The sequence below is a fragment of the Micromonospora sp. NPDC023633 genome (assembly GCF_040640035.1).
Lineage (GTDB): Bacteria > Actinomycetota > Actinomycetes > Mycobacteriales > Micromonosporaceae > Micromonospora.
In genome coordinates, this window is sequence record NZ_JBFABB010000035.1 from 22,453 (window position 1) to 40,152 (window position 17,700).

Below are 17,700 nucleotides of genomic sequence, written 5' to 3' on the forward strand. Positions count from 1 at the left end.
CTGGGGGTGGGCCCCGATCCCACGGGCGGGGCACGCGGATCTTGGGTCGGATGGATGCGGGAAGCGGATGCTCACTGGCAAGGTGGTGCGGTTCGACGAGGTGCGGGGCTACGGGTTCATCGCCCCGGACGACGGCAGCGACGACGTGTTCGTGCACGCGAACATGCTGGACGGTGACAAGTGGGCGTTGACGCCCGGTGTCCCGGTGGAGTACGACGCGGTGGAGACCGACCGCGGCCCCAAGGCCGTGCTGGTGCGGGTGGTCGGCGCTGCCGCCGGAGCGGAGCGGAACGGGGCGTCCGGCCCCGTCGCGCCGGCCCGGGCCGGTGCGACGGTCACCGGCGGGCGCAGCCGGGACGGCGGGCAGGCCACGGGCGGCGCGGAGGACGACGAGGGCCTGTGCGACGTGCTCTCCGAGCGGGCCTTCTGCGCGGAGACCACCGAGGCGCTGGTGACCTCCGTGTCGGACCTGACGGGGGCGCAGATCGTGGCGGTTCGCGCCCGGATGCTGGACCTGGCCCGACGGCACGGCTGGGTGGAAGGCTGACCGCGCGGCGCAGGAGTCGGTGGGCGGGCCGGCTCAACCGGCGGCGACCAGCAGGGACTTCCTGATCCGGCCGAGCGCGCTGCGCGGCAGCTCGTCGACGAAGTGCACCCGCCGGGGGCGTTGACCAGCCGAGAGGTACCGGCCCACGTGGTCGATGAGCACCTGCGCGGTCAACCCCTCGGCGACGACGTACGCGGTGACCTGCTCACCGAGCGCGTGGTGCGGCGTGCCGACGACGGCGGCGTCCCGGACGCCGGGGTGACTCAGCAGGGCCTCCTCGATCTGCCCGGCGTGCATCCGCCGTCCCCGGCTGTGCACCACGTCGAGTCCGCGCCGCCCGATGATCCGATACGAGCCGTCCTCGGCGACCGTGGCCAGGTCGCCGGTGGCGTGCCAACGCCCGGCGGCGAAGCTTCGCCCGCCCCCGACGTAGCCGCTGAACAGCGTCGGCCCGCAGATGCTCAGCTCGCCGACCGATTCGCCGTCGGCCGGCACCGGCCGGGCCTCGCGGTCCAGCACCCGGGTCTCCACGCCGGGCAGGGGGGTGCCGACGGCACCGGCGACCGTGCGGTCGTCGGCCCGCCCGGTCAGCGCGATGAGCGTCTCGGTGGTGGCGTACGCCTGCACCGGTGAGTGCGAGGTGAGCAGCCGGAGACGTTCGGCCACGGCGCGGGCCAGTGGGGCGTCCGCGGAGACCAGCATCCGCGCCGCGGACAGCGACCGGGCCCACCGGGCGTTCAGCGCGATCCTGGACCACTGTTCGGGCAACGCCAGGTACATGGTGCCGATCGGCCCGGCGGCGGCGTTCCGGTCGAGGTGGACGAAGCGGCTGCCGACCCGCAACGCGCCGAGCAGGCCGACGACCAGGCCGTACGCCCGGAACAGCGGCGCGCCCTGGACCACGACGTCCTCCTCGCTCCAGCGCCACGCGTCGGCGAGCAGGTCGAGGTCGGCGGCGATGGCGCGCCGCGAGATGCGTACTCCGCGCGGCGGCCCGCCCGCGCCACCCGTGTAGAGAATGACCGCGTCGGCGCCGGGCGCCGGCTCGGGGTGCGGCGTCGAGGAGCGCTGGCGCAGGTCGACCGGGACGGTGGGCAGCCGGTGGGTACCGGAGGGGCTCCGGCCGAGGAGCACCGTCGCCCCGGACTGCCGCAGGATGCGGCCGCGTTCGCACTCGTCGGCGTCGGGGGGCAGTGGCACGAGCGGGACACCCGCGTGGACCGCGCCGAGCATTCCGACCACCGTCTCCAGGGTCGGCGTGCCGTCGACCGCGACCACGCCCGCGCCCCTGATCCGGTCGGCGACCGCGGTGACGCAGCCGAGCAGGGCCTCGCTGGAGAGCGTGCCGCCGGCCACCCTGACCGCATCGGCCCGGTCCGCGCCAAATCCCCGCAGCGCCGGCAGCAGTGTCATCTGTGCTATCCCCTGCACAGGGCGTCGACGAGTCGCGGCGGCAGCTGGGACATCACGACGGCCACAGAACCCTTCAGGTCATGGGCCCGCATGGCCCAATATCCGGCTATCCCGACGTTGGAAACGGGTGCCCCGAAATTAGGCCGGGCTATCGGCCCGGCACAACCCCTAGCTGCCCGGGCCGGGTCCCCTGCCTGCGCTGACAGGCCAGGTAGGACAGGATTCCGGTCCTCCTCCGGCGACAGCAGGCCCGACCGCCCTTCCCATGGCGGACACACAGGATGGACAACTGCTCCGCGGGACTGCCGGACATTGGAGGTGGCTTTTGCCGGTCGAATTATCGACCAGCACGGAGGAACCGTAGGGACATTGGCACTGGCCACCTTTTTCCAGAATCTAATTCCGCCGGTCACACAACGGCGCCAACGGCTATCCCCAGGCCCTGGGCGCATAATTCTTTTTTAACAACATAATCGTTTAATTTCCTAAAGGTCCGAATCGGTGGCGGGCCGGACGACGGGCGCCGAGTCCCGATCCCCGCCCGGCTTCGGCGGCCCGCAGTCGCACTTCGGGCACGCGATGTCTCACCCCGCAACAATCGGGAATCCTTCTAATTGTCGAGCCGCCCACCGGGGGCGGACCGGCCCCCGGAACCCGGGCCGGCGGGCCGGTCGCGCCGTCGACCCCGGGCGCGGGGTCCGGTCGCGAGCCGCGGCGGCACACGCGGCCTCCGGGCACGGGTCGGCCATGTTGACACTGAGTTGAGCAGCGCTTACCCGAACGGCCTCCGGACTTTCGTCCCACGCCCGGCGGGACGCCCGTGGGACCGGCGACAGGGGACGGTCCGGCACCGGCGGACGGGCGGACCGGAGCCCCGTCGCGGGCGGGGGCGGAGACGCGAACCGGGCCCCTACCACGCAAGATCGCGCCCGCCAATCGTCGAGCGGGCCAGAATGGGGCGGGACCAATGGGCCGCAAAGGCACCCTGTCACGTTACGAGATCGCCCGACGACCTTCCGCTGTCAAACACGCACCGAAGGCCCGGCAGAGCCGGCGGCGACACAGGCCGGATGTTTGCCCATCCTTTACAAACCTCGGCTTGCCGCCCAATTGCCGGACTGCCATACTCCCACCATCACAGTGGTCGATAGGGGGAGACCGACCCGGAGGGGCGGGGAATTATCGCCGACGCTGGCAGGGGGCGACCCCGAGTCGCCAGCTGATCAAGTTGGTCGATGTTTCGCCGACTACGTTCGATGGTCGTCTATATTTGCTAATAATGGAATGGGTCAAGAATTGCCGGTCTCCGATTTCGTCGAGCTCCAGGGCCGTGCAGGGCGGACGGCTCGTCGGGTGACCGCGCACCGCACCCTCCCTCAGGGGCCACGCCGATGGAGCTGATCGAGCGGTCGTGCCAGCTCAGCCTGCTGGAAAGCCGGCTGGCGGACCTGTCGCGAAACGACGCCTCCCCGACCGACCGCACGGTGACCGTGCTGACCGGTCCGGTCGGCTCCGGCAAGACCACGCTGTTGCAGGCCTTCGCCCGGCGGGCCGGCGGCTCCGGAGCGCGTGTCCTCGGCGCGAGTGCCTCCCGCGCCGAACGTACCGTCCCGCTCGAGGTCATCCGGCAAATCGTCCGGGCGGCGCCGTTGAGTGGAGCCGGCAGTCCGGACACCCTGGCCCGCCTCGGGCGGCTACTGGACGCGGGTGCCCTCACCTGGACCGACGCCGACGACACGGACCGCGAGGAGACGGCCCTGGCCACCGCCGCGATCGGTGGCGCGCTGCTGGAGATGACCACGCAGGGGCCACTGGTCATCGCGGTCGACGACGTCCACCACGCCGACGTGCCGTCGCTGCGGTGCCTCGACTACGTGGCCCGACGGATCTCCGCTCTGCCCGTGCTGATCATCCTGACGGAGGCGCCGCGCACCCGGCCGTGGCGTCCCGACGTGCACGCCGAACTGCTGCAACCGGCGAGGCTGCAGCGCATCCGGCTGCCACTGCTCACCGCCGAGGGGACGTTCCAACTGCTCGCCCAGCGACTCGGTGTTCCGGTCGCCCGGACCATCGCCGAGGAGAGCCACCGGATCAGCGGTGGCAACCCGCTGCTGGTGCAGGCGCTCGCCGAGGACCAGGCCGACGCGCCCCGGCCCGCCACCCGCCCGGTGGCCGGGGAGTCCTTCCGGGAGGCGGTGCTGAGCTGCCTGTACCGCTGCGACCACCTGGTGCTCAATGCCGCCCGGGTGCTGGCCGTGACCGGCGAGCCGCTGCACGGCAACCTGCTGCCCCAGCTCGTCGACGTACGGTCCCGGGCCGCGCTGGGCGCGATCGACGACTCGACCAGCGCGGGGTTGATCACCGCGCAGGGGCTGCGCCATCCGGCGGTGCGCCAGGCCGTGATCGACGGAACGACCGCCGAGGAACGCGCACGGCTGCACATGGAGGCGGCCTGCCTGCTGCACGACGACGGAGCGGCCCCGGCCCGGATCGCGCCCCATCTGGTCGGGATCGACGAGCTCGCCGAGCCCTGGATGGCGCAGACCCTGCTGGACGCCGGGGAGCAGGCGTTGCTCGACGGCGAGGTGGAGACCGCGCTGCGATACCTGCGCCGCGCGCACCGGGGCTGCGCCGGCGAGGGCCTGCGGGCACGGATCCGTTCCGCGCTGGTCCGCGCCGAGTGGCGCCTCGACCCGCAGGCCGCGATTCCCCACCTGGTCGGCGTCGTCACCGCCATCCGCGCCGGGCACCTCGGCAGCCAGCAGGCCGCCGGTCCCATCCAGTACCTGCTCTGGCACGGTGAGATCGACAAGGCCGTCGAACTCGTCAGCCACCTGAGCGAACGGGCGGACAGCGCCGATCCGAGGTCCGCTGCCGAGCTGCTCGTCACCACGAGCTGGATGTCGACCCTCTACCCCGGGGTGATGGTCGACCGGCCCGCGCCCACCGTGGCCGCCCGGGACCCGCTCACGCTGGCCAAGGTCAAGCGCGGGATCGAGGGTGCCACCCTGCTGTCCGCCGTGCTCGACCGCGGCGACGCCAGCGCGGTCGAGCAGGCCGAGCGGGCGCTGTCGACCACCGGGCTGGACGGCGAACCGAACATGTGGACCGCCGTATGCGCCCTCATCGCCATGATCTACGCCGACCGGTTGGACCTGGCCGGCGACTGGTGCGACCGGCTGGGCCGCGACCCCGCGACGCCGCGCTACCCCACCCCGTCGGCGATGCTCACGGCCCTCCGGGCGAGCGTCGCCGGACGGCTCGGTGACCTGCCCCGGGCCGAGAAGCTGGCGGACGAGGCGCTGGGTCAGCTCTCACCGAAGGGCTGGGGGGTGGTGATCGGGATACCGCTCTCCGTCCGGATCCGGGCCCTCACCTTCATGGACCAGCTCGACGCGGCGGCGACCTGCATCCAGATGCCGGTGCCCCCGGCGATGTTCGAGACCCCGATCGGGCTGCACTACCTCCAGGCCCGTGGGATGCACGCCCTCGCGGCCGGGAGCCCGGAGGCCGCACTGGCCGACTTCCAGCTCTGCGGACAGCTGATGGGCCGCTGGCGGCTGGACTTCTCGGGCCTCGTCCCGTGGCGGACCGAGTCGGCGCGGGCGTTGCTCCGGATGGGCCGCCGCCAGCAGGCCGGCAGGTTGGTCCGCGACGAGCTGGCCCGGCTGCGCCCCGTCCACGTCCGGTACCGGGCCGCCGCCCTGCGGGTCCTGGCCGCCACGGAGGACGGGCCGGACCGGATCCCGCACCTGCGCAGCGCCGTCCGGCTGCTGCGGCAGTGCGGCGACCGGATGGAGCTGGCGCACAACCTGGCCGACCTCGGGCACGCCTACCAGCAGGTCGGCGACCGGCGGCAGGCCCGCGTCGCGTCGCGGTCGGCCCGGCTGCTCGCCGAGGAGTGCGGCATCCCGATGCTGCGGCCCAGCGCCCCCACCGCCAGGAACGGTGCCGCCGAGGGCCGCCCCGACACCACGGTCGTGGTCCACGGGCTGACCGACGCGGAGTGCAGTGTGGCCACCCTCGCCGCCCAGGGGCACACCAACCGCGAGATCGCCGAGAAGCTCTTCCTGACCGTCAGTGCGATCGAGCAGCGGTTGACCCGGATCTACCGCAAGCTCGACGTCAACTCGCGCAGCGAACTGGCCGCCCGGCTGCGCCTGAACCGACCCGGCGCGACGGTCCTGGAACCGCCGTCGCGAGGCCCCGGCGACCCGGGCCGCTGGCCTCCCGGGCCCCGGCGGCGCTGACCGCCGCCGACCGTTCACCGCAACCCCCCTCTCCGCCTCCGCCGACCGCCGCCGGCCGTCCACGCGGACCTCGCCTGCGCCTGCGCTGATCGTCGCGGTCCTACCTCTCCGCGTCCGCCGTTCGTCGTCGGCCTCTCCGCCGCAGGGCCCCTCGGTGTCCGGCCGGTCGCCGCCGGGCTGCCGCCTCCGCCGGCCGTCGCCGGGAGTCCGCTCGCGGCCACTTTCCGTGCCGGCGGGCATGCGCCGCGAAGCCCGATGTGACACCATCGAGCCACACACCCGACACCAGCCACACATCGTGTCGCCATCTCCCCCGCCAGGCCGAGCCCGATACCCCTCACCGCGATTCGCGCAACCCCTAAATGCGGTCCAGGGCCGCAGGTTTTGTGCGCGAAACGATGGGGTCTCACGCCCGTTGTCGCACACCCGCGCCGGTGCCAGACTCGCCTCAACACGCGGACCGTACGGCGACAACCCCGGTCCGGCGGAAGTTTTCCAGGTCCACCCGGCACGGCGGCCCGGTGCGCTCCACCCCTACCCGGTAGACGCGGGTGGAGGGGCGGCTGTCCGGCAAGGGGGAGGCGGCGTCGGTCACACCGGGGTTCCCGGTTCCCGCGCCGCGTACGAGAAGGGCTGACACGCTGGTGTTGGTGCAGCAAGAGGAACAGACAACCCGTCTCCGGCGCGCGTTTCGCGCGTGCGAGGACCAGCAGCGCGGACACGTCGCGCTGGTCACCGGCGCCGTGGGGAGCGGCAAGACCAGCCTGCTGGAGTCGTTCAGCGAGTGGGCGGCGGGCGCCGGCGGGCAGGTGATGAGCGCCGCCGGCTCCCGGGCCGAACGCGGACTCCACCTGGGAGTGATCGGGCAACTGTTCCACAGCGCACGGCTCACGCCGGAGGCGACGGCGCGGGTCGAGAAGCTGATGCGGGACGCCACCTTCGCCGTACCACTGCCCGAGCCCGGCGGTGAGGCGGCCGACGGCGACCGGGCCTGGGCACCCCTGCTGCACGGCCTCTTCGCCACCCTGCTCGACCTGACCAACGCCGGGCCCCTGGTCCTCGCCGTCGACGACGTGCACCACGCGGACCCGGCCTCGCTGCACTGCCTTCTCTACGTGACCCGCCGGCTGCGCCACACCCGGATCATGGTCGTGCTCGCCGAGGCGTCGACGCTGCGCCCGCCGCACCCACTGTTCCGGGCCGAACTGCTCAGCCAGCCGCACTTCTCCCGGATCGGCCTGCCACCGCTGACCGTCGACGCCATCGCCCGGCTGGTCGACGGCGGAGCCGACAACGCCGACGCCCGGAGGACGGCCGAACTCTGCGTGCGCATGACCGGCGGCAATCCGCTGCTCACCCGGGCGCTGCTGGAGGAACGGGCCGACGGAGAGATGAGCGACGACTACGGCCCGGTCGTCGGCGACGCGTTCGACCAGGCCGTGCTCGGTTGCCTCTACCGGCACGAGCCGGGGGTGCGCCGGGTGGCGCAGGCACTGGCGGTACTCAACCGGCCCGCGCCGGCCGAGCTGCTCGGCCACCTTCTCGACGTGGTGCCCGAGTCCACGGCCCCGGCGGTACGGGTGCTGCGCACCTCGGGCCTGATGGAGGCCGACCAGCTGCGCCACCCGCGCATCCTGCGCTCGATCCTGGGCGACATGTCGGCCGACGAACGACGGAGCCTGCACCAGCGGGCCGCCGAGGTGCTGCACGACCACGGCGCCGAGCCGAGCGTGGTCGCCGAGCATCTGGTGGCCGCCGGCTCGACGAGCGCGCCCTGGATGGTGCCGGTGCTCCAGGACGCCGCCGGGCACGCGTTGGCGTCGGGCCGGCCCGACGTGGCCGCCGCGTGCCTGCGCCTGGTCTTCCGCGCGCCGGTGGACGAGCAGCAGCGGACCACCACCACCGAGATGCTGGTGAATGCCCGCTGGCAGATCAACCCGCTGACCGTGAACGGGCAGCTGACCGAGCTGGTGGAGAAGGCGCGGGCCGCCGGGTGGTCCACCGGAGCGGGCCTGTCCGCCGTGCCCTACCTGCTCTGGCAGGGCCGGGTGGACGAGGCCACCGAGGCGGTCAGCGCCTTCTCCTCGGACGAGGAGCAGGGCTCGGCCGGCCTGGCCGGTCGCCTGCGGATGATGCAGCTGCTGGTCTCCCTCTCCCACCCGGACCACCTGAACACCGTGCGGGAGACCCCGAGCACCTGGAGCCGGGCGGCGAACGCGCCGACCACGATCAGCCCGCTGCTCCAGGCGGTGACGGTGCTCGGCACCGCGCTGACGCCAGCCGCGGACAACGACACCGTGGCCACCGCCGAGCAACTGCTCCAGCGCCACCACACGGACGACGGCGCGCTGGGTCTGCTGACCGCTCCCCTGCTGGCGCTGCTCTGGGCCGGTCGGTCCGACCGGGTCGCGGTCTGGGGGGACGTGCTGCTCGGCCGGCCGGTGGCCCAGCACGCCCCGGTGTGGCGGGCCGTCATCCGGGCGGTCCGGGCGGAGGCGGCGTTGCGCGTCGGCGACCTGCCCGGTGCCGAGCACCACGCCCGGGCGGCGCTGGAGGACATGCCCGCCCCGGCCTGGGGAGTGGCGGTCGCCGGCCCGCTGGCCACGCTGGTCGCCTGCGCGACCGAGTCGGGCCGGTTCTCCGAGGCCGACCGGTGGCTCGCCCACCCGGTCCCGCCCGGCATGTTCCGCACCCCGCTGGGCCTGCACTACCTGGCCGCCCGGGCCCGGCACCACCTGGCCGTGCGTCGGCCACACGCCGCCACCACCGACCTGCGGCGGTGCGGCGAGCTGATGCGCGCCTGGGGCATCGACGCGGCCGGGCTGGTGCCGTGGCGGCTGGAGCTGGCCCGGGTCCAGCTCAGCGTCGGCAACAAGGCTCAGGCCACGCAGCTTCTCCAGGAGCAGCTGCGGGTGCCGCACGGGGTCGACGACCGGACCCGGGGTCGGACGCTCCGGCTGCTCGCCACCACCGCCGCCCAGGACCACCGGCGCAAGCTGCTCTCCGAGGCGGTCAACCTGCTCCAGTCCAGCGGCGACCGGCTGGAGCTCGTCCGGGCCCTCGGCGACACCGGTCAGACGCTGCAACGTGCCGGGGACTCGGCCCGCGCCCGACTGCTCGTCCGCCGGGCCTACCAGCTCGCCCAGGACTGCGGGGCGTCGGTGCTGGCCCAGCGGCTGATCCGCCGGGAGCCGGGCAGCGGGCTGCCGGCGTACCCGGCCGCCGCCGAGTTGCAGGAGCCCGACGACGGGCTGAGCGACGCCGAACGCCGGGTCGCCGCGCTGGCCGCCCAGGGGCACACCAACCGACAGATCTCCAGCAAGCTCTTCATCACCGTGAGCACGGTCGAGCAGCACCTGACCCGGGTGTACCGCAAGCTGGACGTGAAGCGGCGCACGGACCTGCCGTCACGGCTCGTCGCGTACGCGGAGGCGCTGGCCGACGAGACCCAGGGCGCCGCGTCCTGACGCAACGCCGAAGGGGCGCGGTGGGTGAGGCCCACCGCGCCCCTTCGCGCGTACGACAGCCGCGAGATCAGCCGACGGTACGACGGGCCGCCGCCTCGTCGCGTTGCCGCAGCACGAGGTCGGCGGCGGTGACCCCGCCGGCCTGCCGCATCCGCCGGCTCCACAGCTCCGCCCGCGCGCGGAACGTCTCCTCGCCCAGCAGTCACTCCAGCTTGGCGAGCACGTCCTCGACGTTCGGCGAGTCGGCACGCGCGACGGACAGCGACGGCAACTGCTCCTGGCGGAAGTTGACGGCGGCAGCGAGATGCCGACCACGAAGGGCGGCTGCCGGGTCTGCGCGGCGTCCATCGCCCAGCTGGCGCGACTGTCCACCACCGGCATCACCGGACGGGCCCGGCTCGGTCGGCGCCACCCGCCGGCGGAACCAGCGCTGGGCGGACGGATCGGTCACCCGGCACGACGACGCCGATGGCCCGGGCCGCGGGAGCGGCTCGGGCCATCGGCGTGTCGAGGTCTGTTCAGTTGGTCGGGTTCAGCTGCTGTTCCGTCAGTCCATGGCGCGGCGCATGAAGCCACGCATGCCGATCATCGAGAACACCACGAAGACCCCGGCGAGGACGCACATGCACAGCCAGAGCGGCAGCGACTCGACCCCGGGCGGGCCGACGAGCGACCGGGTCGCCTCGCTGATGTAGGTGAGCGGGTTGAGCGAGCAGATCACCTGGTACCAGCGCAGCGAGTCCAGGCCGAGCAGCGGGAACTGGGTCGCGCCGGTGAACATCAGCGGGGTCATCACCACGGTGAACATGATCTGGATGTGCTGCGTCGGCACCAGCGTGCCGAAGGCGAGGCCGACCGCCGCACCGACCAGCGCGCCGACCACCAGCACGCCGATCACCTTGAGCACGACCGCCCAGGGCCAGGTGACACCGAGCATGAGCATGCCGACCGGGATCAGCACCACGCCGGCGATCGTCCCGCGGATGCCGCCGAAGACGATCTTCTCCAGGGCCACCAGCGGGATCGCCATGGGCGACAGGAGGCGGTCCTCGATCTCCCGGGTGAAGGAGAAGTCCATCATCATCGGCAGCGCGGTGTTCTCCAGCCCGATCAGGAAGGCGTTCAGCGCGATGACGCCGGGCAGCAGCACGTTGCTGAAGTCGTTGCTGGCGTAGCCCAGGTCGCTGAGCACCTTGCCGAAGATCAGCAGCATGAACAGCGGCTGGATGAAGACCTGGAGCAGGAAGCCGACCAGCTCCCGGCCGGTGACGAACAGATCCCGCGAGAGCACCGCGCGGAACGTGGCGAACTGGTCCAGCGCGCGCACCGGCGGCGGCGCCGCGGCCGTCGAGGGCGCGGACGGGGTGGCGGGGGCGGCGACGCTCACCGAAGTTCCCTTCCGGTCAGGTGGATGAAGACATCTTCCAGGCTGGGCTGGCCGATGTTCAGGTCACGGACCTCGCAGCCCAGGTCGGCGAGGATCTTCATCGCCATCGGGATGGCGTTGGCCGGCTGGCCGCTGGTGTAGACCCGGAAGGAGAGCGGGGCGTCCGGATCGACAGGCGCGTCGGGGGCCGGCGCGGGCATCGGCATCGCCGGCATGCCGGGGAACGCCGGCGCGGCGGCGGGCGCCGGGGCGGTCACCTTGAAGTGTTCCACCTGCTCCACGTCCGGGATCGCGTCGAGCGCGGCCCGCACCTCCTCGGCGGGGGCGCCGGGGGTCACCACGAGGGTCAGGGTGCTGCTGCCCGGCAGCGTACGGGTCAGCGCGGACGGAGTGTCCATGGTCAGCAGCTTGCCGTGGTCGACGATGCCGACGCGGTCGCAGAGCTTCTCCGCCTCGTCCATGTCGTGCGTGGTGACCACCACGGTCACCCCGGCCCGCTTCAGCTCGGCGATCCGGTCGTGCACGAAGAGCCGGGACTGCGGGTCGAGGCCCGCGGACGGCTCGTCGAGGAAGAGCACCCGGGGCGAGTGCATCAGCGCGCGGGCGATCATCGTGCGCTGGGCGAGGCCGCCCGACAGGAAGTCGGTGCGGTGGTTCGCGAAGTCCTTGAGCCCCATCTGGTCCAGCAGCTCGTCCGCGCGACGGATGCGCTGCGCCCGGGGCACCCGGTGGTACGCCGCGTGGAACAGCAGGTTCTGCCGGACGGTCAGCGCCCGGTCCAGGTTCACCCGCTGCGGTACGACCGCCAGCAACTGCCGGGCGACGGCGGGCGCGCCGATCACGTCCGCGCCGCACACCCGGGCGCGGCCCGAGGTGGCCCGCACCCGTGTGGTCAGCACCCCGATCGTCGTCGTCTTGCCCGCGCCGTTCGGCCCGAGCAGGCCGAAGACCTCACCGGCGGCGACGGAGAAACTCAGCCCGTCCACCGCCGGTGGCATGTTGGGCTGGTACCGCTTGACCAGCTCCGTGACCACCACTGCCTCGTCCACGTCGTCATGCTCCGTCCTGAAACATCGGTCCGATAGATGTACGTGTGCCGATAGGGGGCGCTAGGGGCACACCAGGGGCGGCAACGTCACAGGCCCCGCGCGGTCAGCCACCGCTGCACCGTGCCGGCGAGTTCCGGCCCCCGGTCGGCGACCATGCTGAAGTGGTCGCCGGCCGCGTCCGCCACCTCGTGCGGGTACGGCCAGCGGGACCGCCAGCCGTCCTCCTCGCCGTCCCACTCCCCCAACGGCTCACTGGCGCGCACCAGCAGGGTCGGCGCCGCCATCTCGGCCGGCTGCCAGTCCAGGAACAGGGGCAGGTAGCCGGCCCACGCGGTCGTCCGCCAGTCGTCCATCGGCGTGTACGCGCTGTCCCGGTCGATCATCCCGTCGAGCAGCTGCGGCACCCACCCGCCGAGCACCTCGCTGTTCGCCGGGTAGGTGTCCATCAGCACCACCGCGTCCGGCGTCCGGCCCTGACGCTCCAGCTCGCCGGCGAGCAGGTTGGCCACCATCGCGCCGCCCGAGTGGCCGGCCAGCACGAACGGGCCGGCGCCGACGACGCGCAGCACCGTGTCGGCGTGCACCCCCAGCAGGGCGTCGAGGTCGGCGGGCAGCTCCTCGCCCACGCCGAAGCCGGGGTTGGGCAGGGCCCAGACGTTCCGCAGCCCCCGGAAGCCGGAGGCGAGCCGGGCGTACTCGTGGGCCCCGGAGAGCAGGGACATGGTGCAGCAGCACACCAACTGCGCCTCGGCGCCCCCCTCGGCCAACCGGAGGATGCCGGCCGGGCGGGTGAGCTGCGCCGGTTCGCTGAAGCTGGGCCGGAACTGGGCGAGCTTGACCAGGAGTTCGGCGTACCCGGCGGGGTCCTCGCGCGCCTTCGGCTGGTTGAACAGCCCACCGAGCAGGCCGCCACCGGCACTCTGCGGGGCGGGTCCCCCGGCGGCGTCCGGGGTGTCCCCGGCCTCGTCCGCGCCGACGAGCTGACCGAGCAGGTGGCGGGCCAGCGCCGTAGGGGTGGGGTGGTCGAAGAGCAGGGTCGCCGAAAGCTCCGCCCCGGTCTCCTGGCGCAGCGCGTCCCGCAGCTCCAGCGCGGTCAGCGAGTCGAAGCCGAGTTCCAGGAAGTCCCGGTCCTCCTCGACCGCCCCGGGCGAGGCGTGCCCGAGCACCGTGGCCACGCGCGCCCGGACCAGGTCCAGCAGGATCCGGTGCCGATCGCCGGCCGGGACGCCGGCCAGCCGGTCCCGCAGCACCCGGGCCGGGTCGCTCGCTTCGCCACCGGGCCCGGTGTCGCGGTCCGCGGCGGCCGCCGCCTCGGGCACGCCGCGCAGCAGCGGACTGGGCCGTACGGCGGTGAAGGCCGGCACGAACGCGGGCCAGTCGAGGTCGGCGACCGCGAGCTGGTCGTCGCCGCGCCCCACGGCCTGCTGCAGCGCGGACACGGCCAGTGCGGTGGGGAGCGGACGGACCCCCCGGCGGCGCAGCTGCGCCGGGTCGGTGACCTCGTCCGCCCAGGGCACCCACGCGACGACGGTGGCCGGACGTCCGGCGGCGCGCCGGCCGGCGGCCAGCGCCTCCAGCCCGGCACCGGCGGCCGCGGCGAGCGCCGCTCCCCCGCTGCCCCAGACGGCGGCGGTGGAGGTGAAGACGACGAACTCGTCGATCGGCCGGTCGGCGCAGATCCGGTCGAGCAGTTCCACCTCGGCGGTGCGGGCGGCCACGGCGTGGGCCAGGTCGCGCGGGTCCAGCATCGCGACCGGGTCGCCGGCCCCGTCGGAGTCGGCGACGTGCAGCACGGTGCGGACGCCGGTGCCGGCGGCGGCCAGCCGGTCCAGCGCCCCGGGCAGCGCGTCGAGGTCGTCGACGGCGGTGACGGCGACGTCCCGGCCTGTCGCGCCGGCGGACGCCACGGGGCCGACGAGGACGAGGTGGGTCGCGCCGCGGTCGGCGAGCCACCGCAGCAGGTGCGGGGTGCGCACCGCCGCGGCCCCGTGCACCAGGACCGCGCCCCGGGGCCGCCAGTCCGCGTCGGCGGCGACGCCGGCCGGGGCGCGGGAGAGCCGCCGCGCGTACAGCCCGCCGGAGCGCACCGCCAGTTGGTCCTCGTCGCCGCCGGCCGCGACGAGCCGGGCGAGCGCGGCGAGCGCGGCGTCGTCCGGCTCCGCCGGCAGGTCGACCAGCCCGCCCCAGAGCCGCGGCTGTTCCAGCGCCAGCACCCGGCCCAGACCCCAGAGGTACGCGCCGGCGACGCCGGGCGCGGGGTCGTGCGCGCCGACGGCCACCGCGCCCCGGGTCACGGTCCACACCGGCGCGCTGCTGCCGGCGGCGCCGAGGGCCCGCACGAGCGCGGCGGTCGCGGCCAGCGCGGCCGTCCCGGTCGCCCCGGCCGGCTCCCCCGCCGCCAGCAGCGAGAGCACGACGGACGGGGCGCCGCCGGCGGGCAGGGCCCGGGCGATCTCGTCCGGGTCGTCGGTCACCGCCACGAGCACCGGGGCCAGGCCCTCGGCGCGCAGTGCGGCCAGCACGGCCGTGGCGTCGGTCGCCGCCCCGGCCACCACCAGGCATGCGCCGGTCGGCGCGGTGCCGGCGGAGGGTGCGGCGACGCGGACCCACTCGGCGCGGTACCGCAGGCCGTCCAGCTCGGAGCCGCGACGCCGCCGGTCCCGGTAGGACGCCAGGGCGGGCAGCAGTTCGGCGAGCGCCTCGTGCCGGTCCGCGCCGAGGCCGAGCGCGGCGGCCAGCGCGGCCGGCTGGTCCTCCGCCACGGCGGCCCAGAACTCCTCGTCGTCGCCGGGTGCGGCGGGCTGACCGAGGTCGACGGCGGGCGGGTCCGGCCAGTACCGCTCGTGGTGGAACGCGTAGGTGGGCAGCTCGATCCGGGCGGCGTCGCTGCCGGCGAAGAGAGCCGGCCAGTCCACCCCGGCTCCGCGCAGGTCGACGGCGGCGAGCGCGGCGAGCAGGGTGGCCGGCTCCGGCTGGTCCCGGCGGCCGAGCGACGCGAAGGCCGCCGGCTCGACGTCGGGCAGGCACTCGCGGGCCAGCGCGGTCAGGGCGCCGTCGGGGCCGAGCTCCAGGAAGGTCGCCACGCCGGCGGCGGCCAGGGTGGCGATCCCGTCGTGGAAGCGGACGGTGTCCCGGACGTGGTCGACCCAGTAGCCCGGATCGGTGGCCTGGGCGGCGGTGAGCGGCTCGCCGGTGCGGTCGGAGACGACCAGCAGGGTCGGCGGGTGCCAGGTGACCTTCTCCGCGACGACCCGGAAGTCGGCAAGCATGCCGTCCATCCGGGCCGAGTGGAAGGCGTGGCTGACGCGCAGCCGGCGGGACCGCCGGCCCTGGGCGGCGAGCCGTGCGCCGGCCGCGAGCACGGCCTCCTCGTCGCCGGAGAGCACCACCGACCGGGGACCGTTCACGGCGGCCAGCGACACCCGCTCGTCGAGCAGCGGCATCACCTCCGCTTCGGACGCCCGCACCGCCAGCATCGCCCCGCCGGCCGGCAGTTGCTGCATCAGCCGGCCCCGGGCGGCCACCAGGCTCGCCGCGTCGGCCAGCGACAGCACACCGGCGACGTGCGCCGCGGCCAGCTCGCCGACCGAGTGGCCGAGCAGGTGCTGCGGGCGCAGCCCCCACGCGGTGACCAGCCGGAAGGCGGCGACCTCGTAGGCGAACAGTGCCGGCTGGGTGAACTCGGTCCGGTCCAGCAGCGCCGCCTCGGGCGAGTCGGGGTCCGCGAAGACCACCTCCCGCAGCGGTCGCCCCAGGTGCCGGTCCAGCTCCCCGGCCACCTCGTCGAAGGCGGCGGCGAACACCGGGAACCGGCGGCAGAGCTCGGCGCCCATGCCGAGGCGCTGGGCGCCCTGGCCGGTGAAGAGGAACGCGACCTTGCCGGCCGGGCGGGCCACCCCGCGTACCACGCCGGAGGCGTTGCGGTCCTCGGCGACCGCGCGCAGGCCGGCCAGCAGCCCGTCGGAGTCGTCGCCGATCACCGCGGCCCGGTGCGGCAGCGCCGCCCGGGTGGTGACCAGCGAGTACGCGACGTCGGCCGGGGGCAGGTCGGGGTGGGCGGCCAGGTGGTCCAGCAGCCGCCGGGCCTGCCCGGCCAGGGCCGGCGCCGACCGGGCGGAGACGATCCAGGGGGCCGGCGGGGCGGGCGTGCCGGCCGGCCGGGCGCCGGCGGTGTCCGCCTCGGCGGCCTGCTCGATGATCACGTGCGCGTTGGTGCCGCTGATCCCGAACGCGGAGATCCCCGCCCGGCGCGGCTGCCCGGTCTCCGGCCAGGGCTCCGCCCCGGTCAGCAGGGACACCGCCCCGGCCGACCAGTCGACGTGCGGGGTGGGCTCGTCCACGTGCAGGGTGGGCGGCAGCACCCCGTGCCGCATCGCGAGCACCATCTTCATCACGCCGGCGACGCCCGCCGCCGCCTGGGTGTGCCCGATGTTCGACTTGACCGACCCCAGCCACAACGGCCGGTCGGCCCGGCGCTCCTTGCCGTACGTGGCCAGCAGCGCCTGCGCCTCGATCGGGTCGCCGAGCGTGGTGCCCGTGCCGTGCGCCTCGACGGCGTCCACCTGGTCGGCGGTCAGCCCCGCGTTGGCCAGGGCCTGCCGGATCACCCGGCGCTGGGACGGGCCGTTCGGGGCGGTCAGCCCGCTGCTCGCCCCGTCCTGGTTGACGGCGCTGCCGCGCACCACGGCGAGGATCGGGTGGCCGTTGCGGCGGGCGTCGGAGAGCCGCTCGACCAGCAGCATGCCGGCCCCCTCGGACCAGCCGGTGCCGTCGGCGGCGGCGGCGAACGACTTGCACCGGCCGTCGGTGGACAGCCCACGCTGCCGGGAGAACTCCACGAAGACGGTCGGGGTGGCCATCACCGACACCCCGCCGACCAGCGCCATGGTGCACTCCCCCAGCCGCAGCGCCTGGCAGGCGAGGTGCAGCGCGACCAGGGACGAGCTGCAGGCCGTGTCGACGGTGACCGCCGGCCCCTCCAGCCCGAGGGCGTACGAGATCCGGCCGCTGGCCACGGCGGCGGCGCTGCCGGTGCCGAGGTAGCCCTCGACGCCGCCGCTGACCCCGGTGAGCAGCGCGGCGTAGTCGCCCTGGCTGCTGGTCGCCGCGTACACGCCGGTGGGTGCGCCGCGCAGCGTGGTCGGGTCGATGCCGGCCCGCTCGAACGCCTCCCAGGCGGTCTCCAGCAGCAGCCGCTGCTGCGGGTCCATGGCGAGGGCCTCGCGGGGACTGATGCCGAAGAAGGCGGGGTCGAAGTCCCCGGCGGAGTAGAGGAACCCGCCCTCCCGCACGTACGACGTGCCCCGGCTCTCGCGGGCGGGGTCGGGGTCGTAGAGCGCGCCCAGGTCCCAGCCCCGGTCGTCGGGGAACGCCGACATCGCGTCCGTGCCGGCGGCCACCAGGTCCCACAACTGCTCGGGCGACCCCACGCCGCCGGGGAACCGGCAGCTCATTCCGATGATCGCCACCGGCTCGCTGAGCGCGGCGGTGAGCTGCTGGTTCTGCTGCTTGAGCTTCTGGTTGTCGAGCAGGGACGCGCGCAGCGCGCCGACGACCTCGTCCAGTGAAACACTCATCGGGGGCTCCT

General features: G+C 74.5%; 8 protein-coding genes. 3 read left to right on the plus strand and 5 right to left on the minus strand.

Going from position 1 to position 17,700, the window contains the following annotated elements; genetic code table 11:
• The first annotated feature begins 67 nt into the window (after window positions 1-67).
• Window positions 68-547: a cold shock domain-containing protein gene (locus AB0G13_RS13695; RefSeq protein ID WP_357873375.1), complete on the plus strand. Its 480-nt coding sequence runs from the start codon at window positions 68-70 to the stop codon at window positions 545-547.
• A 33-nt stretch (window positions 548-580) separates the two neighbouring features.
• On the opposite strand, the gene AB0G13_RS13700 is transcribed toward AB0G13_RS13695, so the two are convergent.
• Window positions 581-1,960: an AMP-binding protein gene (locus AB0G13_RS13700; protein WP_357873379.1), complete on the minus strand. Its 1,380-nt coding sequence runs from the start codon at window positions 1,958-1,960 to the stop codon at window positions 581-583.
• 1,391 nt (window positions 1,961-3,351) lie between these two features.
• Here AB0G13_RS13700 and AB0G13_RS13705 point away from each other — a divergent pair.
• Window positions 3,352-6,210 carry an AAA family ATPase gene (locus AB0G13_RS13705; RefSeq protein WP_357873382.1) on the plus strand — a complete coding sequence of 953 codons (2,859 nt, stop codon included), beginning with the start codon at window positions 3,352-3,354 and terminating at the stop codon, window positions 6,208-6,210.
• Between the two features lie 650 nt (window positions 6,211-6,860).
• Complete coding sequence (locus AB0G13_RS13710) at window positions 6,861-9,677, plus strand: AAA family ATPase (protein WP_357873385.1); 2,817 nt, start codon at window positions 6,861-6,863, stop codon at window positions 9,675-9,677.
• 202 nt (window positions 9,678-9,879) lie between these two features.
• Here AB0G13_RS13710 and AB0G13_RS13715 read toward each other — a convergent pair whose 3' ends face one another.
• The 4 genes from AB0G13_RS13715 to AB0G13_RS13730 form a co-directional block, all read right to left on the minus strand.
• Window positions 9,880-10,128, minus strand: a complete 249-nt coding sequence (locus AB0G13_RS13715) for a hypothetical protein (RefSeq protein WP_357873386.1) — start codon at window positions 10,126-10,128, stop codon at window positions 9,880-9,882.
• A gap of 96 nt (window positions 10,129-10,224) precedes the next feature.
• Complete coding sequence (locus tag AB0G13_RS13720) at window positions 10,225-11,064, minus strand: ABC transporter permease (RefSeq protein ID WP_357873389.1); 840 nt, start codon at window positions 11,062-11,064, stop codon at window positions 10,225-10,227.
• On the minus strand, window positions 11,061-12,113 hold the full coding sequence (locus AB0G13_RS13725; protein ID WP_357873391.1) for an ABC transporter ATP-binding protein: 1,053 nt from the start codon (window positions 12,111-12,113) through the stop codon (window positions 11,061-11,063). Before AB0G13_RS13725 ends, AB0G13_RS13720 begins: the two co-directional genes overlap by 4 nt.
• Window positions 12,114-12,199: 86 nt before the next feature.
• Window positions 12,200-17,689, minus strand: a complete 5,490-nt coding sequence (locus AB0G13_RS13730) for a type I polyketide synthase (RefSeq protein ID WP_357873394.1) — start codon at window positions 17,687-17,689, stop codon at window positions 12,200-12,202.
• Window positions 17,690-17,700 lie beyond the last annotated feature (11 nt).

Coding starts and splice junctions, on each gene's coding strand:
- AB0G13_RS13705 (WP_357873382.1), top strand. CDS start 3,352: ATGGAGCTGATCGAGCGGTCGTGCCAGCTCAGCCTGCTGGAAAGCCGG.
- AB0G13_RS13730 (WP_357873394.1), bottom strand. CDS start 17,689: ATGAGTGTTTCACTGGACGAGGTCGTCGGCGCGCTGCGCGCGTCCCTG.
- AB0G13_RS13700 (WP_357873379.1), bottom strand. CDS start 1,960: ATGACACTGCTGCCGGCGCTGCGGGGATTTGGCGCGGACCGGGCCGAT.
- AB0G13_RS13695 (WP_357873375.1), top strand. CDS start 68: ATGCTCACTGGCAAGGTGGTGCGGTTCGACGAGGTGCGGGGCTACGGG.